This window comes from Streptomyces sp. NPDC047079, from assembly GCF_040643755.1.
GTDB lineage: Bacteria > Actinomycetota > Actinomycetes > Streptomycetales > Streptomycetaceae > Streptomyces.
Window position 1 is genome coordinate 49,659 of sequence record NZ_JBEYUZ010000002.1, and the last position, 22,913, is coordinate 72,571.

A 22,913-nucleotide genomic window follows, 5' to 3' on the forward strand; every position below is an offset into this window, starting at 1 on the left:
CCCCGACCCGAGATTTCGCGCACATCGGCGGCGGAAATCCGGCTCCGGACGCCCTTCAGAGGACACAACGCGGGTTCAGGTTTTACCGATTCCATACCGTCAGGACGCCCTTGACCGCCGCCACGTCCTGGTCGAGCCAGTCCACGTCCCAGATCTCATCGGGGGTCAGCCAGCGCAGTTCGTCGTGGTCCTCCAGGGGCTCGGGCCGGCCGGCGAGGAGGCGCGCGGTCCAGACCCGCAGGACGTATCCCGGTTTCAGCGGCCACTCCCCCGGTACACGCTCGACGGGCTCCGCCGTCACACCCAGTTCCTCCCGCAGCTCGCGTACGAGGGCGCACTCCGGGGTCTCGCCCGGTTCGACCTTGCCGCCGGGCAGCTCCCAGCGTCCGGCGAGCTCGGGGGGCGCACTACGGCGCGCGGCCAGGAGGCGGCCGTCCTTCAGCAGGGCGGCGCCGACCACCACGATCGGTTGCGTCATGCGCCGGAGCCTACGGGAGCGCGCGGGGGATCACACTCCGGGTCGCTCCCCCCGCCTGCCGCTGCTCTGACCGATGCGCTCGACCCAGTAGAGCTGTTTGTGACCGCGGTCGTCGAGGCTGTCGACGATCTTCTGGGCTTCCGCGCGGGTGGCGTACCTGCCCACGCTGTAGCGGTTGCCGTTGTCGTCCTGCCGAATGACGAGCCAGGGAAAAGTGACCGTGCTGTCGTTCATCGGGTCCCTCCGCTTCCCGCCCCCGGCTCCCGCCGCGCCCCGCTCACCAAGGAAACCGCAATGCGCATATGCCCGAGCCTACGCCACACCTTCACGGAGCGAATACGGCTTTTCACAAAGAGGTACGCCAACCAGCCATACCAGAGGGGGCGCACGCCGTCGTGTGCGCCGTCACACGCACCCCGCGCGCACGAAGAGCAGCGTGAAGCGCTTACGGATCGGCATCCGAAGGGTGAGAGGAAACGACCGGATCGCGACTGCACCGGGAGCCGACATCACTTCGCCGGAGAGGCGGATCAACTCGCCTTCTTCCGGCGGCACTTGAGCGCACCCATGAGCCACCGTCCACCTTGCGGACGAGCAGCGGAGAGGTGCGGGAAGCGGGCGCCGAGGGGCGCGCGGTGAGACGGAAAGGAGGCGCCGGGGCCCCGGCGACGGGAGGCCGCCGGGGGGCCGCGCGCCCGGTTACTTCACCGGTAGGTGGTACGCCACCCGGTAGCGATCCGCCGGTACCACCACGTCCGCCGTTTCCACCGGGCGGCCCGAGGCGTAGTACGTCCGCTGGATGACCAGCACGACATGGCCGGGGACACCGCCCAGCGCCAGCAGTTCCTCGGCGAGACCGGGGCGGGCGCCGACCTCCTCCGTGACGTTGTCGACGATCACGTCGATGGCGGCCATGCGCTCGACGACACCCATGCCGCCGAGCGGTCCCTCCTCGGGAAGCATCACGGGGGTGCGGCCGGTCAGCGCGAGGGGCTCCCACGACGTGGAGAGCATCATCGCCTCGCCCGCCTCCCGGAAGACGTACTTCGTGCGCATCACACGGTCGCCCGGCTGGATGCCGAGCCGCTCGGCGATGGCCCCGCCCGCCTCCCTCTGCTCACTGTGCGACTCCCAGGTGCCGCGCACCGAGACGTCCGCCTGCTCCTGGCGGAACGGGGTGGCGCCGCTCTCCGGACGGAAGCCCGAGCGGGCCACCCGGCGGGGCACCGGCCGCTCCCGGACATACGTGCCCGACCCGGAGCGGCCTTCGACGAGCCCCTCGGCCATCAGAACCTTGCGCGCCTCCAGAGCGACCGTGTCCGAGACGCCGTACTCCTCGCGGATGCGGGCCTGGGAGGGAAGGCGTGTGTGCGGAGGCAGCAGACCGTCGACGATCTTCTTACGGAGATCACCCGCGACACGCAGATACGCCGGCTGCTCACCGAAAGTCACTGGCCGCTCCCATCAGCTTGTACAGACAGCAACAGCCTGGCAACCGTGGGTTGTGCCATGCAAGCAAAGGCCAGAGAATCACTCGATGTGATTACTCGGGTCGCCTGGGGGCTTTACGCAGGCATTTCCTGCCCGGTATGGCCTCCGTCACACCTGTTTTCCGGTGTTCGAGGCCGCTCCGGAGCCCTCGGCGCTGTCCGTACCGCTCGACGGAGGAGTCGTGGCCAGGCCCAGAGCCTTGCGTGCGGTGACCGCCGTCCGGCCCTCCAGGAGCGCGCTGCCCCGGTCGTAGTGGACATAGAAGGTGTCGGCGTCGGTGGCCTCCGCCGCCCTGCCCCACTCCTCGCGGGCCCGCTCCAGGGCCGAGGTCTGGCCGGCGACCGGCCGCTGGGCATCCGCCGGCCAGGAGTGGGCGCGCAGCTGCCGGGTCTGGTCGGCGAGCGCCGTGGCGACCCGCGCCGCCCACTTGCGGTGGCCGGGCAGGTCGTCCTCGACGTATGCGGCGTCGGGGGCGGCGTCCAGGGCCCGGTACAGGACCGCGTCCGCGCGCAGAAAGGCGAGCTGGTCGTCGGTGAGGGTGGTGGCGTCGCGGCGCAGCGTGCCGGTGAGGGTGCCCTTCTCGTCGGTGTTGCCGAACATGCAGGTGACCCGGCGGTCGCCGAGGCCCCAGCTCTCCCGGGTGGGGGTGAAGTAGTAGATGTCGACATCGGCGGGGACCGCCCACGAGTCCATGGCGTACGTGCCGCTCAGCGCGTAGCACCTGTCGTCGGCGGTGCCGGTGATCGTGTCGTCGCCGGGAAAGCGGCCGTCCGGGAGCGTGAAGTCCGCGAAGACCTCGGCCTGGTGCCTTCCGGAGCAGGGCACCTTGTCGACGTCGTACGCCTCGCCCTGCAGCGAGCCGCCCGGCGCGTCGAAGCACTCGCCCTTATGCACGGAGAACGTCACGCCGTCGCCGCGCACCCCCTCCCTGACGCTCTGCCAGAAGTCGTGCGCGCCGCCGGTCGCGAAGGCGGTCACGAACAGGGCGAGCCCGATCGAGGACATCACGATTCCGCCGATCGCGAGCCCCCGGCCACGTTCGCCGCGCCGCCGGATCTGCGCGAGCGCGACCAGTCCGAGGACCAGCCCGACGGCCGGGAGGAAACACAGGATCCCGAGGACGAGCGCGGTGACGGCGAGCCCGTTGACCGGTGCCGGGCGGTTGTACGGGGAGTACCCCTGCCCCCAGGGCTGGTACGGCAGCCCGGGTCCGTACGGCTGCTGGTAGGGGCCCTGCGGGTACGGGCCCCCGGGCTGCTGGGGCCCGGGGGTCGGGGGTATGGACACGGGTACCGCTCCTCGTCCGGAGTGCGCAGAACAGATGTACGACGCGCATCGTAGGTGCGGGAGAAGCGGGGGTGGAATGCGGGGCACGAACGCGCCCACGAAGGCGGCGGGTGCGCGGACGGCGGCACGGAACCGCGCGCGGCCCTGGGATCAGAACCGCAGTGCCCAGGAGTCGATCTTGCCCGTGTCGAACATCGCGTTGTCGGCGACCCTGAGCCTCCATGTGCCGTTCGCCGTCCGGGAGGAGGCGTTCACGGTGTACGCGGTGTCGAGGTCGTGCGTACTGCCGCCGGTTCCATAGGGCTTGAGGAGGAACGCCACGCCGTCGGGGGCGATCAGCTGGATCTGGAGGTCGCCGATGTAGGTGTGCTGGATGTGCACCTCGACGCCGAGGGCCGAGGGGGCCTTGCCGGGTACTCCGGAGACGGTGATCGGCGACTGGGCGACGGAGTAGTCGCGGATCGGGAAGTCCGTGGTGTTCACGAAACGGCGCGTCGGCGGTACGGGCGTCCCCGCGGCGACGGCGAGCAGCCGGTCGGGCGAGCCGGTCCCCGGGGCGGAGACGACAGCGGTGGTCGCGGCGTCCGTCAGCGCGGAGGCGACCTGCGCGGGCGTGGCCCTGGGGTGGTCCGCCAGGTAGAGAGCCGCAGCCCCCGTCACGTGCGGCGCCGCCATGGACGTACCGGACAGCGTGGAGGTGGCCGTGTCGCCGGAGTTCCACGTGGACTTGATCGATGAACCGGGCGCGAAGAGGTCGAGCGCCGGGCCGTAGTTGGAGTAGGCGGCGCGCGCGTCGCCCTGCGTGGTGGCACCGACGGTGAGCGCCTCGCTCACCCGGGCGGGTGAGTAGCCGGAGGCGTCGTCGTCGCTGTTTCCCGCGGCGACCGCGAAGGTGACGCCCGAGGCGATGGTGTTGCGGACGGCGGTGTCGAGCGCGGTGTCCGCGGGGCCGCCGAGGGACATGTTGGCCACGGACGGACCGCTGTGGTGCTGGGCCACCCAGTCGATGCCCGCGACGACCTTGTCGGTGGTGCCGTAGCCCGAGTTGTCGAGGACGCGGACGGCGACGACCTTCGCCTTCTTGGCGACACCGTACGCGGTGCCGGCGACCGTGCCCGCGACATGGGTGCCGTGGCCGTTTCCGTCCTGGGCGACGTTGTCGTTGTCGACGGCGTCGTAGCCGTAGGAGGCGCGGCCTCCGAAGTCGCTGTGGGTGATGCGCACACCGGTGTCGACGATGTACGCGGTCACGCCCTGGCCCGCCGAGTCGGGATAGGTGTACGCGCCGTCGAGCGGCAGGTTCTTCTGGTCGACGCGGTCCAGACCCCAGGACGGCGGTCCGCTCTGGGTCGACGCGATACGGAAGACGCGGCTCTGGACGACGGTGGCGACCGCCGGGTCGGCGGCGAAGCGCTTCGCGGCGGACGCGGTGGCATGGATCGCGTAGCCGTTGAGCGCCTTCACATAGGTGTGCCCGATGGTGGCGCCGTACTTCCGGGCAAGAGCCCGTCCGCCGTCGGAGTCGGCCCGCGCGATGTCCTTGAGGACGACGATGTAACTGCCCGGGACGGTGTGCGCCGCGCCCGCGTACCGGACCGCGCCCTCGGGAGAGGGCGCCGCGTGCGTGGGAGAGGCGGGGACGAGACCGAGGAGCAGGGCTGCCGTGCCGGCCCCGGCCAGTCGTCGCCGGGCCTGCCGCATCACTGGCATCGGAGGGTCCTCCTCGTCGGTGGATTGCTGATGGCGCCTCGGCGGATGGTGCGGGAGCGCGAGGCATACGGCGGTGCGGGCGCGGCGTGAGCGAGCCCAACACGGATACCGCGCAGTGATCATGACATACCGTTATGTAACGGACAATTACCCTGGCCACATGACACCTTTGCCGGACTCTTTCTGCCCGGCGGACGGCACCCGGGTGACCGCGGAGTCGCTCGCCTGGTGCTGCCCCGCCTGCCGGGGGCCGCTGGACCTGGACTTCGCGCCGATCCCCGCACCCCTCAAGTCCCTCGGAGGACGGGTGAATTCGCTGTGGCGGTACGTGGAGACCCTGCCGCTGGCCGCCCCCACGGTCAGCCTCGGCGAGGGCCGTACGCCGCTCGTGGAACTGAGGGACGGCATCTGCGCCAAGCTCGACTTCCTGATGCCGACGCTCTCCTTCAAGGACCGCGGCGCGGTCCTGCTCGCCGAGCTGGCGCTGCGGCTGGAGCCACGGCAGGTGCTCGCCGACAGCAGCGGCAACGCGGGCACGTCGATCGCCGCGTACTGCGCCCGGGCCGGCCTGCCGTGCACGGTGTACCTTCCGGGGGGAATCTCCGCCAGGAAACTGGAACAGATCGACGCGCACGGGGCGCGGGTGCAGGTGGTCGACGGCGACCGCGAGGCGGCAGCGCAGGCGGCCCGTCAAGCGGCGGACGAACCGGGCGTGTTCTACGCCTCGCACGCCTTCAACCCGTACTTCCTGCACGGCACCAAGACGTGCGTGCACGAGCTGTGGGAGGACTTCGGAGGCCGGCTCCCCGATGTGCTCGTGCTGCCCGTCGGCAACGGCACACTGCTGCTGGGGGCCGCCCTGGCCGTCGCCGAGCTGTACGCGGCGGGCCTGATCGACCGCCGTCCGGCGCTGTACGCGGTGCAGGCGGCGGCGGTCGCGCCGCTGGCGCACGCCTGGGAGGAGGGCGCCGAGGACCTGGTGGGCGTCACCCCCGCGGCCCCCACGTTCGCCGAGGGAATCGCGATCCCCCGACCTCCGCGGGCCCGCCAGATCCTGCGGGCGGTACGCGACTCGGGCGGCCGGTTCCTGACGGTCACGGACGACCAGATCCGCCACGCCCAGCTCGACCTGGCGTCCCAGGGCCTGTACGTCGAGACATCGGCGGCGGCCGGCTGGGCGGCGGCCCGGGAGGGGCTGCTGGAGTCGCTCCCCCAGTCCCGGCTCCGCTCGAACGGCGGGATCGCCCCCGTGGTGGTGCCCCTGTGCGGGGCCGGACTGAAGACGGGCCTGGCAGCAACCTAAGCGGGCCTGGCAGCAACCTAAGCGGGCCTGGCAGGAACCTAGGGGCCCCTGAGCGGGGCCGGGGCCGGGCGCCGGTGCGGGGCCGGGCCGTGCCGGTTCGGTGGTCGCCCCCGATCGCCCCGATCGATGAGGCGAACCGGGCGCAGCCCGTGGTGGCAGGCCCCCGTGGTGGCAGGCCCCGTACACGGACCACCCCGCCGACCACCCGGCGACCGGGCCCGTGCACGGACCACCCCGCCGACAACCCGGCGACCGGGCCCGTGCACGGACCACCCGCCGAGAACCGGGCGACCGGGCCCCGCCCGCGGACCGCACCGTCGACCACCCGGCGGCCTCGATCGCCGCGATCCGCAGGCGCCCCTCGGTGCCGTACCTCAGCCGGGCGGCCGGGATGGCCGCCCTCCGCCGCCCGGACACCCAACCGAACGAAGGCCGCTTCTGTTGTTAATCCTGGACAGGAGGGGCAGGGTGGGTGACAGTGCCGCACACTCGACTTGTCGGGAATGACGGGTGTCAGTCGCGCCTGGAGGGATCATGCCACACGCACGTACACGTGGCCGGATCCCGTACGAGACCGGGCGGCTTCCCGGCTGTCAGGTGGGGTCCCGGACGGGCCGGGCCCGGAGCGGGAACCGGGCGTGAGGCTCTTCAGCGGTGCCGCCTCCGCCGACCGCCCCGCTCCCGGCTCAGGCGTGGGCCGGAAGGGGCTCAAGAGCGGTGCCCTCGGCATACGCTCCTCGGTCGTCATCGGCCTGGCCTCCGCCGGCCCCGCATACAGCCTCGCGGCCACCCTGGGCCTCATCGTGGCAGGGGTCGGACTCCAGGCCCCGATCATCACCATCCTGGCCTTCGTGCCGATGCTGCTGATCGCGTACGCCTACCGGGAACTGAACAGGAGCAACGCCGACTGCGGCACCGCCTTCACCTGGGCGACCCGCGCCTTCGGGCCACGCGCCGGCTGGATGGGCGGCTGGGGCATCATCGTCGCCGACATCCTCTTCATGACGAACGTCGCCGAGATCGCCGGGATCTACGGCTTCCGGCTGCTGGGCTACGAGACACTGGCGCACAGCCGTATGTGGACCACCGTGGCGGGCGTCGTCTGGATCGCCGTGATGACCGCGATCTGCTACATCGGCATCGAGCTCTCGGCCGCCGTACAGCGCTGGCTGCTGTGCCTGGAGGTCGCGGTGCTCGTGCTGTTCGCGGTCACCGCACTGGTCAAGGTCTACACCAGCGCTCCCCCGACGGCCATCCACATCTCCGCCTCCTGGTTCAACCCCTTCGAGGTGCCCTCGGGGAAGGCGCTGACCGCGGGCATCGTCACGGCGGTCTTCCTCTACTGGGGCTGGGACACCGCCGTCTCGGTCAACGAGGAGACCGTGGACAGCGCGCGCACCCCCGGGCGTGCCGCCATCGTCTCCGTCCTGCTGCTCCTGGTCACCTACGGGCTGGTGTCCACGGCGGCGCAGTCGTTCGCCGGGGTCGGCACCTCGGGCGTCGGGCTGGGCAACCGCGACCACGCGGGCGATGTGCTGTCGGGACTGGGCAACGCCGTCTTCGGCAGCCAGGGCGCGGGGCTGTTCCTGTCCAGGCTGCTGATCCTGATGGTGCTGACCTCCGCGCTGGCCTGCACCCAGACCAGCATCCTGCCCCTGGCCCGGACGGTCTTCTCCATGGCGGCCCACAAGGCCGTTCCCTCCCAGCTCGCCCGGGTCCACCGCAGGTTCCTCACGCCGACCTGGTCGACGGTCTGCATGGGCGCGCTCTCGATCGTCGTCCTGATCATCCTGACCGTGTTCAGCCGGAACGTCCTGGCCGACTCGATCGACGCGGTCGGCCTCGCGATCACGTTCTACTACGGGCTCGCCGGCTTCGCCTGCGTCTGGTACTACCGCAAGGTCCTCACCCACAGCGCCCGGGACCTCGTCTTCAAGGGCGTGCTGCCGGGACTGGGCGGGCTGACCATGCTCTTCCTGTTCCTCTACGCCGCCTTCGACGTCTATGCGAACCCCCGGTTCGACGCGACCCCCATCGACCTGCCGCTGATCGGACGCACGGGCGGGGCCACGGTCGTGGGCCTGGGCGCCCTGCTGCTCGGCTTCCTGCTGATGCTGGTGGTCACCCGGGATCACTCCGCCACCCTCAAACTCCAGCGGAACCTGCTCCCGCGCGCCCTGCCCTCGGTGACCGCCCTGGAGGCGGAGAGCCGCTATCTGCCCGCGGACAGCGGGTCCGGTGTGGGCGGTGACTGGTTCGACGTCATCCCGCTGTCGGGCACCCGGGTCGGCCTGGTCGTCGGGGACGTGCTCGGCGGCGGCCTGCGGGCCGCCGCCACCATGGGGCGCCTGCGCACGGGCGTGCAGGTCCTGGCCCGGCTGGACCTGGCCCCGGACGAGCTGCTCTCGCGTCTCGACGACCTGGTCGAGCAGACCGCGCACGAACGGGGGGCGGCCCACGAGCGGGGCCGCTCCCGGGCGCACACCGACGAGGCCAGAGGGGTGACCTGCCTGTACGCGGTGTACGACCCCGTCTCGGGACGGTGCAGCCTGGCGCACGCGGGCCAGTCTCTGCTGATGGTGGTGGAACCGTTCACCGGCACCGCCGACTGTCCGGGGCTGCCGCCCGGCCCGCCGCTCGGGGTGCCCGGGCCGCCGTATGAGAGCACCGAACTCCAGCTGCATCCCGGCAGCCTCATCGCCCTGTTCTCGCAGGGCCTCCTCCAGGCGGCGGACAATCCGGACACCGTGCTCTCCCAGCTCGCCCGGGTACTCGCCGATCACCGGCGGCCCCTGAGCGAGCTGTGCGACGAGGTGGTGGCCACGGTGCTGCCCGGGCCAGTGGACGAGGACGCGACACTGCTCCTGGCGCGCACCCGGATGCTCGACCAGAAGCAGTTCGCCCAGTGGGAGCTGGCCCCGGATCCGGCGGCGGTCGGCGTCATCCGTACCACTGTCGGCAAACAGCTCGACGAGTGGGGGCTGGAGGACCTGGTCTTCACCACCGAGCTGGTCCTCAGCGAGCTGGTCACCAACGCCATCCGCTACGTCGGAGGACCGATCCAGGTGCGGCTGATCCGCGACCGGTCCCTGATCTGCGAGGTCTCCGACACCGGGCACAGCGCCCCGAATCTGCACCACGCCGCCAGCGACGACGAAGGGGGCCGGGGCCTGTTCATCATCGCCCAGACGACCCATCGCTGGGGGACCCGCTACACCCCCACCGGCAAGACCATCTGGGCCGAGCAGGCCCTGCCCCCGGACCACTCGCCGCACTGAGCCTCCCGCGGTTGTCCGGGGCCGCCCTGCGACCTGGCGCCTCACACCGCGCGGGCACAGGCCATGCCCCTTCGAGCAGGCTGAGCCCGAGGGGCCGCCACGCCGGCCGGTGCACGCGGTTCCGCGTACACCGGGCCGGGGTGGGCGGCCACCGTCCGGAGAGTCGGGGTCACTTGATGTAGACGAGGCCGTCGGTGGTGACGGTGGGACGGCCGCTGGTGCCGACCACGACGATCTTGACGGTGTGCTTGGCGCTACCGGACCAGGACCTGGTCCAGATCGCCTGCCGGTACTGCGTGGTGGAGGACTTCAGGTCGACGGTCGCGACCTTGGTGCCGTCCACGTAGACGTAGGCCTGGCCGGAGGTGGAGGCGCGGGAGACCACCCAGGCGGCGGAGCGGCCCGTGAAGGTCCATGTGAGGCCGGCACCCTTGGAACCGCTGGAGTAGGACTTGCCGCCGAGGTAGCTGGTGGAGGAACGGGTGGTCCAGCTGCCGGACTTGATGGCGGAGCTCTCCTGAAGGATCGACGGGGTGTAGGCCGGGGAGGACGTGCGGTAGTTGCCGGCGTAGTCGTAGGCCCTCATCGACCAGGTGGTGGCGGTGCCGGACTTCGCGGTGCGGCTGGAGCTGGTGGTGGTCGGACCGAAGGTGGCCGTGGCGGGGGACAGCAGCCTCACCTCCCGCAGGGCCTTGTCGTCGGTGGCCTTCCAGCCGAGGGTGACCGGGACGGCGCTGGTGTCGACGGTGCCGGTACGCAGGGAGAGCTGCGGGGCGGTGGTGAAGGTCGGTGCGGTCGTCTCCGCCACGACGCCGAGCGTGCCGCTGGTCGCGGTCTTGCCGGACTGGTGCACAGCCCGCACGGCGACGCTGTGGCTGCCCAGGGGCAGGGTGGCGCTCGCGGACGTGGCCGTGCCGGAGGCCGTCGCGGCGACCTTGCCGTCGACCAGCAGCTGGAAGCCGGAGATGAGCGAGGCCGGCGTGGTGGCGGTCCAACCCACGGTGATGCCGCCCTTGGTGTAGTACGTCGAGCCCGAAAGGCTTGCGCCGCCGACCGAGGTGACCTTCAGGCCCTGCACCGGGCCGGCCGCCCAGGCCCGGATGGTCGGCAGCTGGTCGTAGAGCAGTCCGCCGGGGCATTCGGTGTTGTAGGCGTCACGGTGACCGGAGATCCGGTTGAAGGTGTACTTGCTGCCCGCGGTGAAGCCGGTGCTGAAGTAGTTCTTCTGGCTGGCGCCCGCGGTGAGCTGCGTGGTCCCGGCGGGATCGGCGCCGTACTGGCCGAGCTTCCAGGCGGCCAGGCGGGCGACCGAGGCCAGCGCGGCGTCGGAGGCGCTGGTGGAGGTGTAGTCACCGAGCACCGCGACCGCCGCGGACTCCCGGTTCCAACCGTAGGTGTGCGCGCCGAACACCGGCAGGTTCACACCGCCCTTGCGGCCCTCGAAGAGCGTGCCGCACTTGTCGACCAGGAAGTTGTAGCCGATGTCCTTCCACCCCTCGACCTGCACGTGGTACGCGTAGATGCTCCGCACGATCGACGCCGAGTCGGCACAGGAGTAGTCGTTGGCCCCGTCGGTGTGGTGGACGAACACGGCCTTCACGTCCGTGTTGTACTCCGGCGCCTCAGGGCTGATCGACTCGTCCGCGCCCCAGTCGGCACGTGCCGTGATGGGCGGCTCGGGCACGGTGGACGGCGGCGCCGACGGCACGGTGGCCGATGCACTGGCCGACGCGCTCGTCGTGGGGGAGGCGGACCCGGAGTCGGTGGGGGTCGCCTCGGGCGTGGTGTCGGTCGGAGCAGGGGGTGCGGTGTCGGTCGGGGCCGGGGGTGCGGTGTCGGTCGGATCCGGGGGCGTGGTGGTCTGGCCGTCCGTCGGCGTGGCGGTGGCGCTCTCGCCGGGTGCGGCCGGGTCCGTGGGCGTGGCTCCGGGGCTCGTCTCCTCGACGAACGCGGCCGGCTCGGCCCCGGTGCCGGCCTTGGCCTCGGCGTCGGTCACCACTCCCGGGTCCACCAGGTTGACCTGGAGTCCCTTGGGCAGAACGCCGGGCGTCCCGTTCTTGCGGACGACCTGGACCTGGACGCCGTCGGACGGCCCGACCCACAGCGGCTCGGAGGCGCCGCGCACGCGCGGACCGGGCTTCTCCAGCGGGTCGACGTTCACTTCGAGGTTCTGCCAGGCGCTCCACGAGCCGCTCTCCCGGCTGCGGGTGCGCACCTGCGCCGTACCGTGGATCCGCTTGGTGCCTCCGGTCCACGAGACGCCGACCATCGAGAACTGCTCGGTGTCCGTGCGCGACAGTTCCCGCCTGCCCTCTTCGGTGCCTTTCAGGGCGAGGCCGTAGACCTTCACCGGCCGCTTGGCCCGGCCCACAGCGCCATGGTCGGAGGGGCTGGCGACCGCATAGGTCACCACACCCCCGCCGCCCAGGACGACCGCACCGAGCGTCAGCCACGCCCGCCGCTTCAGGCTCAACGGTCTGTACGCATGCGACGTACGACGACCCACGACTATCCCACCCCACAGAAGGCCCACAGGCCACGGAAAAAAGTCACGTCGGGCACACCTGTCACACGGGTCACCCGCCCCTCCAGCGCACGTGGACCACCAAACATCACGGGGAAACCCGCGGTAGTGACGCATATCACCGCGATCGATACCGGCCGGGTGCTGTGACGTTTCCGTGAAACCCGGCGCTGACGATCAAGTGGGGGTGGCCAGGGGCCCGAGGCACCGCAACGTGGGCCTACCGCCGCGCGCTCGACGAACCGGTGCGGACAGGGACGGGCTTTGAGTCAGGGAGGCGAGCTTCGCAGCGCTCAGGCGCGGGACGCGGAGCTGGGAGCCGCGGTCGCGCGGGCCCGAGACGGCGACGAGGCCGCGTTCGCGGTCGTGTACCGGATGGTGCAACCCGGCCTGCTGGGCTACGTCCGCGGACTCGTCGGGGAGGACGCCGAGGACGTCGCCTCCGAAACCTGGCTCGAGATCGCGCGGGACCTCGGCCGGTTCAAGGGAGACGGTGCCGGCTTTCGCGGCTGGAGCGCGACCATCGCCCGCCACCGCGCCCTGGACCACTTGCGCCGCCGCCGCAGCCGTCCCGTGCCCGCCAGTCTCGATCTCCATTCCGTGGAAATGCCGGGGCCGGACACCGTCCAGGACCAGGTGCTCGAAGCACTCTCGACCGCACGCGCCCTGCAGTTGGTGCGCAGCCTGCCCCGCGACCAGGCGGAGGCGGTGCTGCTCCGCGTCGTCGTCGGCCTCGACGGCCCGGCCGCCGCGCGTGTCCTCGGCAAGCGGGCCGGCGCGGTACGCACGGCCGCCCACCGCGGGCTGAAACGGCTGGCCCGCCAACTCGGCGTCGCGGGTGTGACGGGGAAGGGGTCCCAGACGCTGAGGCAGTCGAAATGAGCAGCGACGGCGACGGTTACGTAAGACAAACGAGCAACGAGCACGCGGGAATGGACATAGGTATGCGCGACCGGCACAGCGATGGCGAAGCAGGAGCTCGCCGACGCGCCGGCGCGGCCGGCCACGTGCCCCCCGTGGACAGCACGGCCGATGCGCCCGGGCTCGAAGCGGCGCTCGGCCGTGCGCTGCGCGCCGATGCCCCTGAGGCACCGGGCGAGCAGCGGGCCGTGGCCGCTTTCCGCGCGGCTCGGGACGCGGGGGTGCACCAGGGGGCGCGGACCCGCAGACGGGACGACTGGCGGGCGCGGCCCCGTCCGGCCCGGCGCTCAGCGAAAGCCCTCGTCGCCCTCTTCGCCGTCGGCCTGACTCTGGGTAGTGTGGCGGTCGCGGCGATCGGGTCGCCCGGTTCCTCCGGAAACGCGCCGGAGGGGACGCCGGCACGACGGCCTCCGTCGCCGACGGCACCCCAGCCCTCCACGCCGGTACCGGAGGGGGGAGCCCGGCGAACCCACTCCCTCCACCTCGCCGCACCGTCCGCCCACAGCGAAGGACATCCAGACCCACTGCCGCGCGTACCCGTCGGTTAAGGACCACGGCAGAGCACTGAACTCGCCCGCCTGGCAACGGCTGATCGAAGCGGCCGACGGCGAGGACAACCTCGCGGCCTACTGTGCCGAGCAGTTGTCGCAGGCCGTGACGGGCGGAGCGGACAAGGAAACCGTGAAGCCGACCCACAAGCCCGGCGACACCAAGCCCGGACGGACGGACCACAAGGGTGAGGGACAGCGGTCGCAGCGCGACTGACGTGCCGCGGTCAGCGACGTGGCGTCACTCCATCCGCTCAGACGTTTCAGCGGAACGTCGATGGCGACGCTGTGACCTGTGAAGACGTGCTGCTGGTTGATCCGGTTCAGCACAGGATCAGCCCGGGGCCAGACGCTGGGCCGCTGCCTACGCACCCGCCGGCATCTTCCGGGGCTCCCTCCACCGGGCCGGTCCCCTTCGCCCGCCCCGGCGACACGTTGTGTACACATGGCACACTCGGTACCCTTGGGCTCATGACTCAGCCGCTGCCCATAGAGTCCATCCGTGATGTGCGCGCACATCTGGCCGAGGTAGTGGAGCGCGCCGATCGCGACGACGTACCCACCGTCATCACGCGCCGGGGCAAGGAAGTCGCCGCCGTCGTCTCCATTGAGGTGCTGCGCAAGTACCAGGAATGGGAAGAGCGTGAGATCAACCGGATCATCGACGAGCGCATGGCCAACCCGGCACCCGGCATCCCGATCGAGGACATCATGAGGGAGACGCTGGCTCGCGGTGAGTGAGTACCGAACCGTCTTCCGGCCCGAGGCGGGGGCCGAGCTTCGGAAGATCCCTCGCGACATGGCGCTCCGCATCCTTGCCAAGCTGACCGAGCTGGAAAGCGACCCCCTCGGCTTCAACACCACGGCGCTCGTGTCGCAGCCAGAGCGCCGTCGACTGCGCGTCGGCGACTACCGCGTCGTATACACGATCGACAACGGAGCGCTGGTGGTGTGGGTCGTGCACGTAGGGCACCGCTCCGCTGTTTACGACTCCTGATTCCGGATGACGTCGGAATATCCGGAACCCATCCGGCACGGTGACGACGAAGGGGCCGACTCCCCCCAGGAGCCGACCCCTTCTGACCTGCACGCTCGACGGATCATCGAGCGTGCGGTGACGCTGCGATCACACGTTGAAGCGGAACTCCACCACGTCGCCGTCCTGCATCACGTAGTCCTTGCCCTCCATGCGGGCCTTACCCGCGGCGCGGGCGTCGGCCACCGAGCCGGCCGCGACCAGGTCCTCGAAGGAGATGACCTCCGCCTTGATGAAGCCCTTCTGGAAGTCGGTGTGGATGACACCGGCCGCCTCGGGGGCCGTGTCGCCCTTCTTGATCGTCCACGCGCGGGACTCCTTCGGGCCCGCCGTGAGGTACGTCTGAAGGCCCAGGGTGTTGAAGCCGACACGGGCCAGGGTCGCGAGGCCCGGCTCGTGCTGGCCGACCGACTCGAGGAGCTCCAGGGCCTCGTCCTCGTCCAGCTCGGCGAGGTCCGCCTCCAGCTTGGCGTTCAGGAAGATCGCCTCGGCGGGGGCGACCAGTGCGCGCTGGTCGTCCTTGAAGTCGTCGTCCATCAGCTCGTCCTCGTCGACGTTGAAGACGTAGAGGAACGGCTTGGTGGTGAGCAGGTGCAGGTCGTGCAGCAGCTCCGCGCGCTCGCTGCCCTGGACGATGCCGTGCGCGAAGAGGGTGTCGCCCTTGTCCAGGATCTCCTTCGCCTCCTCGACGGCCTTCACCTTCGGGGCGACGTCCTTCTTGATCCGCGACTCCTTCTGGAGGCGCGGGAGGACCTTCTCGATGGTCTGGATGTCCGCGAGGATCAGCTCGGTGTTGATCGTCTCGATGTCGTCCTTCGGCGAGACCTTGCCGTCCACGTGCACGACGTTCTCGTCCTTGAAGGCGCGGATGACCTGGCAGATGGCGTCCGACTCGCGGATGTTCGCGAGGAACTTGTTGCCGAGGCCCTCGCCCTCGCTCGCACCGCGCACGATGCCCGCGATGTCGACGAAGTCGACGGTCGCGGGAAGGACCCGCTCCGACTTGAAGATCTCGGCCAGCTTCGCGAGACGGGCGTCCGGGACACCCACGACACCGACGTTCGGCTCGATCGTGGCGAACGGGTAGTTGGCCGCCAGCACGTCGTTCTTGGTCAGGGCGTTGAACAGGGTCGACTTGCCGACGTTGGGCAGACCGACGATTCCGATCGTGAGCGACACGTTGCGACTTCCCGTACGTGAGAGTGGAACTGGACTGGACTGGGCGGTGGGGGCCCGGGTCCGTCAGGAGTGTGTGCGGGCCGATCCACCAGTCTACGGCGTACCGGACCCCGCCCCGGCGACGTATCGAACGCTTGGCCAAGCTTGCGACAACGGCGTGTCTCAGAGGTCATTCCGCACATAAACCGACCTAAGTTGGTGCGGTGGAGCAACACAGGACGCGACCCCAGCACCACGGACCGCGACGCGGCGCACCCCTCCCCCCGCAGGGCAGACGCGGCGGAGCCGGGACGGTGCGGCCCAGCACGCCTGCCCGCCCTTTCCCTCCCGGCATCCCGAACCGGCCCGAGACGGCCGAGGGACCGCCGCGGCCGGACGGGCGGGACCGTGTCGCCGGAGCCCGGCCGTCCGCCCGGGGCAACGGCGGCCCCCCACGGCATCCCGCGGCACGACGGAACGCGCCGCCGGCCGACCAGGCGGCACCGCCGCTGCGCGGCCCCCGCCTGACCGGCCTCGGCGGCGGACTGTTCTGCGGGGCCGTGATGCTCGCGCTCGGGTGTCTGGACCGGTCGCTGTTCGGCTCGTCCCTCACCGCCTACGGCGTGCTGTTCCTGCCGGTGTGCATGCTGACCGCACTGTGGGTGCGGTGCGGGGACCTGGTGATCGCGCCGGTCGTGGTGCCGATCGCCTTCTCCGTCGGCCTGCTGCCCCTGACCGACGGCGGCGGCGGCCTCGGCGGGCGCCTGGTGGCAGTGGTCACCGCGCTCGCCACCCAGGCGGGCTGGCTCTACGGAGGCACGCTCATCGCGGGTGTCATCGCGACCGTGCGCCGAGTGCGCATGATGCGCAGGCGGGTGGCGCAGCGCCGCCGGCCTGCCTGACGGCGCGGTCCGTCGACGGGGCCGGCAGGAGCGGACACTCCGGCCCCGCGGCTGCCGCTACCGCGTGTCCGCCGCCCTCATGGCCGCGCCCACGATTCCCGCGTTGTTCTGGAGCTGCGCCGGGACGATCTCCGCCTTGATGCCCTCGATCAGTGGCAGGAACTTGTTGGACTTGCGGCTGACGCCGCCGCCGATGACGAACAGCTCCGGGGAGAACAGCATCTCGACGTGGGCGAGGTATCTCCGCACCCGGCTCGCCCATTGCTCCCACGTCAGGTCGTGGTCCTCCCTGGCCTTGGAGGAGGCACGCTTCTCGGCGTCGTGGCCGTTCAGTTCGAGGTGGCCCAGCTCGGTGTTCGCGACGAGCACCCCGTCGGTGAACAGGGCACTGCCGATGCCGGTGCCGAATGTGAGCACGATGACGGTGCCCCGCCGGTCGCGGCCCGCGCCGAACCGCATCTCGGCGACACCGGCCGCGTCCGCGTCGTTCAGCACGGTCACGGGCAGGCCGCCGAGCCGCTCCCCGAACAGGGCGCGCGCGTCGGTGTCGATCCAGCGCTTGTCGACATTGGCCGCCGTGCGGATGGTGGAGCCCCCGGTGACCACTCCGGGGAACGTGACGCCGACCGGGCCGCTCCAGCCGAAGTGCTCGACGACCTCCTTCACGCCGTCGGCCACCGCCTCGGGCGTCGCCGGGTGCGGAGTGAGCACCTTGAAGCGCTCCTCCGTGAGCTCGCCCCGGTCCAGGTCCACGGGAGCGCCCTTGATTCCGGATCCGCCGATGTCCACGCCGAAGATCTGCATGGGCACCACGGTACGTCCTGCGGCCGACGGCCTCTTCCCGGCATCCGCCTCCGCCGCGCCGCCACCGCCCGACGCCCCTTGGCAGGTCATGGACCGGTGCACGCCCACACCTCGACGGCCGGTGCGACGGCGGCACGACAACGGCCGCGCGCACCCCCACACCTCGACGGCCGGTGCGACGGCGGCACATCAAGGGCCGCGCGCACCGCCGCACATCGTCGACCGGTGCACCCACACCTCGACGACCGTGGGCCTCGGCACATCGCCGAGCGGCACGCCGCGGGGCGTCACCACTCGGTGCCGTGCGCCCCGGGCGCCGTCACTTCTCGCCGGTGCGCTCTTCCAGCAGGGCCGCGGCCTCCGAGCGCAGGTCGCGGCGGAGCTCCTTCGGCAGCGAGAAGGTGATGGACTCCTCGGCCGCCTTGACGATCTCGACGTCCTCGAAGCCGCGCTGCGCGAGCCACTGGAGGACCTGCTCGACCAGGACCTCGGGGACGGATGCGCCCGAGGTCACGCCGACCGTGGAGACGCCCTCCAGCCATGCCTCGTCGATCTCGTCGGCGAAGTCCACGAGGTACGCCTCGCGCGCGCCCGCGATCTTGGCGACCTCGACCAGCCGCTTGGAGTTCGAGGAGTTCCGGGAGCCGACCACGATCACCAGGTCCGCCTCGGCGCCCATCTGCTTCACCGCGAGCTGGCGGTTCTGCGTGGCGTAGCAGATGTCGTCGCTGGGCGGGGAGACGAGCTGCGGGAACTTCTCCTTGAGGGCGTCGACCGTCTCCATGGTCTCGTCGACCGACAGGGTGGTCTGGGACAGCCAGACGATCTTGGAGGGGTCGCGCACCTCGACCTTCGCGACGTCCTCGGGGCCGTCCACGAGCTGGATGTGGTCCGGGGCCTCACCGGACGTGCCGATGACCTCTTCGTGACCCTCGTGCCCGATCAGGAGGATGTCGAAGTCCTCCTTGGCGAAGCGGACCGCCTCCTTGTGGACCTTGGTGACCAGGGGGCAGGTCGCGTCGATGGTGGCGAGCCGGCCGCGCTCGGCCTCTTCGTGGACCGTGGGCGCGACACCGTGCGCGGAGAACATGACGATGTTGCCCGGCGGCACCTCCTCCGTCTGCTCGACGAAGATCGCGCCCTTCTTCTCCAGGGTCTGCACGACGTACTTGTTGTGGACGATCTCGTGGCGGACGTAGATCGGGGCCCCGTACTGTTCGAGGGCCTTCTCGACGGCGATCACGGCACGGTCGACACCCGCGCAGTAGCCCCGGGGGGCGGCGAGCAGGACACGGCGGCCAGACGAAGCGGTCATGCGCACCATCGTAAGGCCGCGCCGGGGGGTCGTAGATCGCCTCCTTGGGGAGAGGTTGTGCCGACCACCGTTGTCGGACCCGGCGGTTACGCTCGGGCGCATGGCTGTGAACACGTCCGCGGAGTCACCCCTGCCGGTCGGCGAGGTCTCGCGGCTCATCGGGGGGTGGATCGACCGGCTCGGGGCGATCTGGGTGGAGGGGCAGATCACCCAGCTGTCGCGGCGGCCCGGCGCCGGCGTCGTCTTTCTCACGCTGCGCGATCCGTCGTACGACATCTCCGTCGCCGTCACCTGCTACCGCCAGGTGTTCGACGCCGTCGCCGATGTCGTGCGGGAGGGCGCCCGGGTGGTCGTCCACGCCAAACCGGAGTGGTACGCGCCGAGGGGCCAGCTGTCCCTGCGCGCCGCCGAGATACGGCCCGTGGGCGTCGGCGAGCTGCTGGCGCGGCTCGAACAGCTGAAGAAGTCCCTTGCGGCGGAGGGACTCTTCGCACCCGAGCGCAAGAAACCGCTGCCGTTCCTGCCGCAGCTCATCGGGCTCGTCTGCGGCCGCGCCTCGGCAGCCGAGCGCGATGTGCTGGAGAACGCGCGGCACCGCTGGCCCGCCGTCCGCTTCGAGGTGCGCAACGTCGCCGTGCAGGGGGTGCACGCCGTGCCTCAGGTCGTCCAGGCCGTGAAGGAGCTGGACGCGCTCGAGGACGTCGATGTGATCATCGTGGCGCGCGGCGGTGGCAGCGTGGAGGATCTGCTGCCGTTCTCCGACGAGCAGCTCGTGCGGGCGGTGGCGGGCTGCCGTACGCCGGTGGTGTCGGCCATCGGTCACGAGCCGGACAATCCCCTGCTCGACCACGTCGCCGACCTGCGCGCCTCCACCCCGACCGACGCGGCCAAGAAGGTCGTTCCGGACGTCGGCGAGGAGCTTCAGCGCGTGCGGGAGCTACGGGACCGGGCGCGACGCTGCGCACTGGCGTTCGTCGAACGCGAGGAGCGGGGGCTCGCGCACGCGCTGTCGCGGCCCTGCATGGAGGACCCGCACCGGATGGTCGACGAGCGGGCGGATCAGATCTCCTCGCTGGCCGACCGCAGCCGGCGCACGCTGAGGCACCTGCTCGACCGCGCCGACTCGGAGCTCACGCACACCCACGCGCGCGTGGTGGCCCTGTCACCGGCCGCGACGCTCCAGCGAGGGTACGCGGTGCTGCAGAAGGCCGACGGGCACGTGGTCCGGTCGCCGGACGACGTGGCGGCGGGCGAGGCCCTGCGGGCGCGGGTCGCGGAGGGCGCGTTCACGGTACGGGCCGACAACCAGGGATCTTAGGGAGAGCGCATGACCAGCAAGACGGACGAGGCACTCGGGTACGAGCAGGCGAGGGACGAGTTGATCGAGGTCGTACGGCGCCTGGAGGCCGGAGGCACGACGCTCGAGGAGTCACTGGCGCTGTGGGAGCGGGGCGAGGCGCTTGCCAAGGTGTGCCGCACCTGGCTGGAGGGCGCCCGCAGGCGGCTGGACGCCGCGCTGGCCGAGGAGCGGGAGGGCACGGAGGCCGGGGGCGCCGACGGCGACGAGTGAACCGGCCGCGTGCCCGCGCCCCGGGCGGTCTCGTCGCCTCCGGGTCCCCGGGAAGCCTCAGGGACCGTGAAGCCTCCGGGTCCCTGTGAAGCCGATCACCTCGGACAGACTATGGTTGAAGCTTGAACCTCTTCGGCTCTAGTGTCGATGCCGCAAGCCGATCCCCCGGGATCCAGCGCCATCTCGAGGAAGTTCCCACCCATGTCCCTCGCACTTGACCCCGCGGCACAGGACCTGCTGTTCCGCGAGGCCCGCACGGCCAACACCTTCACCGACGAGCCGGTGACCGACGAGCAGCTCCAGGCGATCTACGACCTGGTCAAGTACGGCCCGACCTCGATGAACCAGTCGCCGCTGCGCATCACCCTGGTCCGCTCCGCCGAGGCCCGCGAGCGCCTCGTCCAGCACATGGCGGAGGGCAACCGGGCCAAGACGGCCACGGCGCCGCTGGTCGCGATCCTTTCGGCGGACAACGAGTTCCACGAGGAGCTGCCGCACCTCTTCCCGCACTTCCCTCAGGCCAAGGACGCCTTCTTCGGCGACCGCTCGGTGCGTGAGAACAGCGCCGTGCTCAACGCCACCCTCCAGGCCGCGTACTTCATCATCGGCGTCCGCGCCGCCGGCCTCGCCGCCGGCCCGATGACCGGCCTGGACTTCGAGGGCCTCCGCAAGGAGTTCCTGGACGACGACCACACCCCGCTGATGGTGGTCAACATCGGCAAGCCGGGCGAGGACGCCTGGTACCCGCGCTCCCCGCGCCTGGGCTTCGAGCAGGTCGTCACCACGGTCTGACGCCTTCGGCAGGGAGGCGACAGGGCCCCGTCAATGGCGCCGGGGCCCTGTCCCATGCTCGCGCGCCGGCGCCCGCAGGGGCTCAGCCCGTCCGCAGCGCCTGAGCCATCTTCGTCAGCTGAGCGAACGACGCCGTGCCCGTCACCACGGTGGTGGAGCCCTTGCCGTGCAGGACGAGCGCGTCGTAGCGGCCGCCCGTGTAGCGCTGCCAGGTCTGCCCGCCGATGCTCTGCGTGACCTTCGTCTCGTGCGCGCCCTGGCTGGCGTCGTCGATGAACGCGGCCGCCCGCTGAGTCGACTGCTCGATGGCCACGTACTGACCCTCGGGGTCCTGGTAACCGAGGTGCCAGGCGTCGTAGGGGTCGTCCTGGTAGCGCACCGAGGTGGCCTTCCAGGTCTCCGCCAGGCCCTCGGGCGCCGCCACCGGATAGGCCGCCGCCCGGCGTGCCGAGAGCAGCTCGGCGCGGTAGTCCACCCGCTTGAGTGCGGGAGCGTGGTCGTCATGGGGGATGAAGAGATAGATGACGCCCGCCATCAGCCCGATGAGGGCCAGGGAGAGGAGCATGTCCCGGACCGTCTGCCGCTTGCCTTTCGTACCTGCCACGCCCCTATCGTCGCAGGTACAGCGGTCTGCTCATCCGTGGGGCCCCCTGCTCATTTTGTCGGCTCAACGATAGAGTCGGGGCATCGCCCTCATCCGGCCGTCGTCGTATCAGAAAGGTGCGCTCCGATGACCGAGAATCATCACCTGCCGTCCGAGCTCGAAGTCCCCTCCGAGGCCCCGGACCGGAACCTCGCCCTGGAACTCGTCCGGGTCACCGAGGCCGCCGCCATGGCCGCGGGCCGCTGGGTCGGCCGCGGCGACAAGAACGGCGCCGACGGCGCAGCCGTACGCGCCATGCGGACCCTCGTCTCCACCGTGTCGATGAACGGCGTCGTCGTCATCGGCGAAGGGGAGAAGGACGAGGCCCCGATGCTCTTCAACGGGGAGCGGGTCGGCGACGGGACCGGTCCGGAATGCGACATCGCCGTGGACCCGATCGACGGCACCACGCTCACGGCGAAGGGCATGCCGAACGCGATCGCGGTGCTGGCCGCCGCCGACCGTGGCACCATGTTCGACCCGTCCGCCGTCTTCTACATGGACAAGCTGGTCACCGGCCCCGAGGCGGCCGACTTCGTCGACATCGACGCCCCCGTGTCGGTGAACATCCGCCGGGTCGCCAAGGCCAAGAACTCGACGCCGGAGGACGTCACCGTCGTCATCCTCGACCGGCCGCGCCACGAGGGCCTCATCAAGGAGGTCCGGGAGACCGGCGCGCGCATCAAGCTGATCTCGGACGGCGATGTCGCCGGCTCGATCCTGGCGCTGCGCGAAGGGACCGGCATCGATCTGCTGCTCGGCGTCGGCGGCACCCCGGAGGGCATCATCTCCGCATGCGCCGTGAAGTGCCTCGGCGGCACCATCCAGGGCAAGCTGTGGCCCAAGGACGACGAGGAGCGGCAGCGGGCCCTCGACGCGGGGCACGACCTCGACCGGGTGCTGACCACCGACGACCTGGTCTCCGGCGAGAACGTCTTCTTCGTCGCCACCGGCATCACCGACGGCGAGCTGCTGCGCGGTGTGCGCTACCGCTCCGAGACGGCCACCACCGACTCGATCGTCATGCGCTCCAAGTCAGGTACGGTCCGCCGGATCGACTCGGTGCACCGGCTGAGCAAGCTGCGCGCGTACAGCGCGATCGACTTCGACCGCGCGAAGTAGTCCGGCCGCGGGAAGCGGGCGAGGGCCCCGG

20 protein-coding genes are annotated in these 22,913 nt (G+C 71.1%); 10 read left to right on the forward strand and 10 right to left on the reverse strand.

Annotated elements, in window-relative coordinates; all coding sequences use genetic code 11:
• Positions 1–82 precede the first annotated feature (82 nt).
• From ABZ823_RS02750 to ABZ823_RS02770, 5 genes are all read right to left on the reverse strand, one after another.
• Entirely contained in the window at positions 83–478 is a 396-nt protein-coding gene (locus tag ABZ823_RS02750) for a (deoxy)nucleoside triphosphate pyrophosphohydrolase (RefSeq protein ID WP_361652943.1), read from the reverse strand.
• 30 nt (positions 479–508) lie between these two features.
• Positions 509–712, reverse strand: a complete 204-nt coding sequence (locus ABZ823_RS02755; RefSeq protein WP_361652945.1) for an SPOR domain-containing protein — start codon at positions 710–712, stop codon at positions 509–511.
• A 465-nt stretch (positions 713–1,177) separates the two neighbouring features.
• Positions 1,178–1,930 (reverse strand): GntR family transcriptional regulator, encoded by a 753-nt coding sequence (locus ABZ823_RS02760; RefSeq protein WP_361652947.1) that lies wholly within the window; start codon positions 1,928–1,930, stop codon positions 1,178–1,180.
• 147 nt (positions 1,931–2,077) lie between these two features.
• Entirely contained in the window at positions 2,078–3,256 is a 1,179-nt protein-coding gene (locus ABZ823_RS02765) for a DUF4190 domain-containing protein (protein WP_361652949.1), read from the reverse strand.
• A 150-nt stretch (positions 3,257–3,406) separates the two neighbouring features.
• Positions 3,407–4,966 (reverse strand): S8 family serine peptidase, encoded by a 1,560-nt coding sequence (locus ABZ823_RS02770; protein ID WP_361652951.1) that lies wholly within the window; start codon positions 4,964–4,966, stop codon positions 3,407–3,409.
• A gap of 160 nt (positions 4,967–5,126) precedes the next feature.
• Here ABZ823_RS02770 and ABZ823_RS02775 point away from each other — a divergent pair, with 160 nt between their 5' ends.
• Both ABZ823_RS02775 and ABZ823_RS02780 read left to right on the forward strand, forming a co-directional pair.
• The gene (locus tag ABZ823_RS02775; RefSeq protein WP_361652953.1) at positions 5,127–6,269 is read left to right on the forward strand and encodes a pyridoxal-phosphate dependent enzyme; all 1,143 of its coding nucleotides are present in this window, start codon (positions 5,127–5,129) and stop codon (positions 6,267–6,269) included.
• A 638-nt stretch (positions 6,270–6,907) separates the two neighbouring features.
• Entirely contained in the window at positions 6,908–9,547 is a 2,640-nt protein-coding gene (locus tag ABZ823_RS02780) for an amino acid permease (RefSeq protein WP_361652955.1), read from the forward strand.
• A 169-nt stretch (positions 9,548–9,716) separates the two neighbouring features.
• Here ABZ823_RS02780 and ABZ823_RS02785 read toward each other — a convergent pair whose 3' ends face one another.
• Positions 9,717–12,014, reverse strand: coding sequence for a peptidoglycan recognition protein (locus ABZ823_RS02785; RefSeq protein WP_361653645.1), 2,298 nt, complete (start codon positions 12,012–12,014; stop codon positions 9,717–9,719).
• Between the two features lie 321 nt (positions 12,015–12,335).
• Here ABZ823_RS02785 and ABZ823_RS02790 point away from each other — a divergent pair, with 321 nt between their 5' ends.
• From ABZ823_RS02790 to ABZ823_RS02800, 3 genes are all read left to right on the forward strand, one after another.
• Positions 12,336–12,953 (forward strand): RNA polymerase sigma factor, encoded by a 618-nt coding sequence (locus ABZ823_RS02790; RefSeq protein WP_361652957.1) that lies wholly within the window; start codon positions 12,336–12,338, stop codon positions 12,951–12,953.
• A 1,058-nt stretch (positions 12,954–14,011) separates the two neighbouring features.
• Positions 14,012–14,281, forward strand: a complete 270-nt coding sequence (locus tag ABZ823_RS02795; RefSeq protein ID WP_019434848.1) for a type II toxin-antitoxin system Phd/YefM family antitoxin — start codon at positions 14,012–14,014, stop codon at positions 14,279–14,281.
• Positions 14,274–14,537 (forward strand): type II toxin-antitoxin system RelE/ParE family toxin, encoded by a 264-nt coding sequence (locus ABZ823_RS02800; protein WP_361652959.1) that lies wholly within the window; start codon positions 14,274–14,276, stop codon positions 14,535–14,537. Before ABZ823_RS02795 ends, ABZ823_RS02800 begins: the two co-directional genes overlap by 8 nt.
• A gap of 129 nt (positions 14,538–14,666) precedes the next feature.
• On the opposite strand, the gene ychF is transcribed toward ABZ823_RS02800, so the two are convergent.
• Positions 14,667–15,755 (reverse strand): redox-regulated ATPase YchF, encoded by a 1,089-nt coding sequence (gene ychF / locus ABZ823_RS02805; RefSeq protein ID WP_361652961.1) that lies wholly within the window; start codon positions 15,753–15,755, stop codon positions 14,667–14,669.
• 203 nt (positions 15,756–15,958) lie between these two features.
• On the opposite strand from ychF, the gene ABZ823_RS02810 reads away from it, so the two are divergent.
• Complete coding sequence (locus tag ABZ823_RS02810) at positions 15,959–16,636, forward strand: DUF6542 domain-containing protein (protein ID WP_361652963.1); 678 nt, start codon at positions 15,959–15,961, stop codon at positions 16,634–16,636.
• Between the two features lie 57 nt (positions 16,637–16,693).
• Here the strand turns inward: ABZ823_RS02810 and ppgK are convergent, their stop codons facing one another.
• Both ppgK and ABZ823_RS02820 read right to left on the reverse strand, forming a co-directional pair.
• Complete coding sequence (ppgK, locus tag ABZ823_RS02815) at positions 16,694–17,440, reverse strand: polyphosphate--glucose phosphotransferase (protein WP_361652965.1); 747 nt, start codon at positions 17,438–17,440, stop codon at positions 16,694–16,696.
• 319 nt (positions 17,441–17,759) lie between these two features.
• Complete coding sequence (locus ABZ823_RS02820; RefSeq protein WP_361652967.1) at positions 17,760–18,755, reverse strand: 4-hydroxy-3-methylbut-2-enyl diphosphate reductase; 996 nt, start codon at positions 18,753–18,755, stop codon at positions 17,760–17,762.
• A 100-nt stretch (positions 18,756–18,855) separates the two neighbouring features.
• Here ABZ823_RS02820 and xseA point away from each other — a divergent pair, with 100 nt between their 5' ends.
• From xseA to ABZ823_RS02835, 3 genes are all read left to right on the forward strand, one after another.
• Complete coding sequence (gene xseA / locus ABZ823_RS02825; protein WP_361652969.1) at positions 18,856–20,073, forward strand: exodeoxyribonuclease VII large subunit; 1,218 nt, start codon at positions 18,856–18,858, stop codon at positions 20,071–20,073.
• Positions 20,074–20,082: 9 nt separating this feature from the next.
• Complete coding sequence (locus ABZ823_RS02830; protein ID WP_361652971.1) at positions 20,083–20,325, forward strand: exodeoxyribonuclease VII small subunit; 243 nt, start codon at positions 20,083–20,085, stop codon at positions 20,323–20,325.
• Between the two features lie 201 nt (positions 20,326–20,526).
• On the forward strand, positions 20,527–21,117 hold the full coding sequence (locus tag ABZ823_RS02835) for a malonic semialdehyde reductase (RefSeq protein WP_361652973.1): 591 nt from the start codon (positions 20,527–20,529) through the stop codon (positions 21,115–21,117).
• Between the two features lie 82 nt (positions 21,118–21,199).
• On the opposite strand, the gene ABZ823_RS02840 is transcribed toward ABZ823_RS02835, so the two are convergent.
• A complete protein-coding gene (locus ABZ823_RS02840) occupies positions 21,200–21,721 on the reverse strand; it encodes a DUF4245 domain-containing protein (RefSeq protein ID WP_361652975.1) in 522 nt (173 codons plus the stop codon).
• A gap of 126 nt (positions 21,722–21,847) precedes the next feature.
• On the opposite strand from ABZ823_RS02840, the gene glpX reads away from it, so the two are divergent.
• A complete protein-coding gene (gene glpX, locus ABZ823_RS02845) occupies positions 21,848–22,882 on the forward strand; it encodes a class II fructose-bisphosphatase (RefSeq protein WP_361652977.1) in 1,035 nt (344 codons plus the stop codon).
• Positions 22,883–22,913 lie beyond the last annotated feature (31 nt).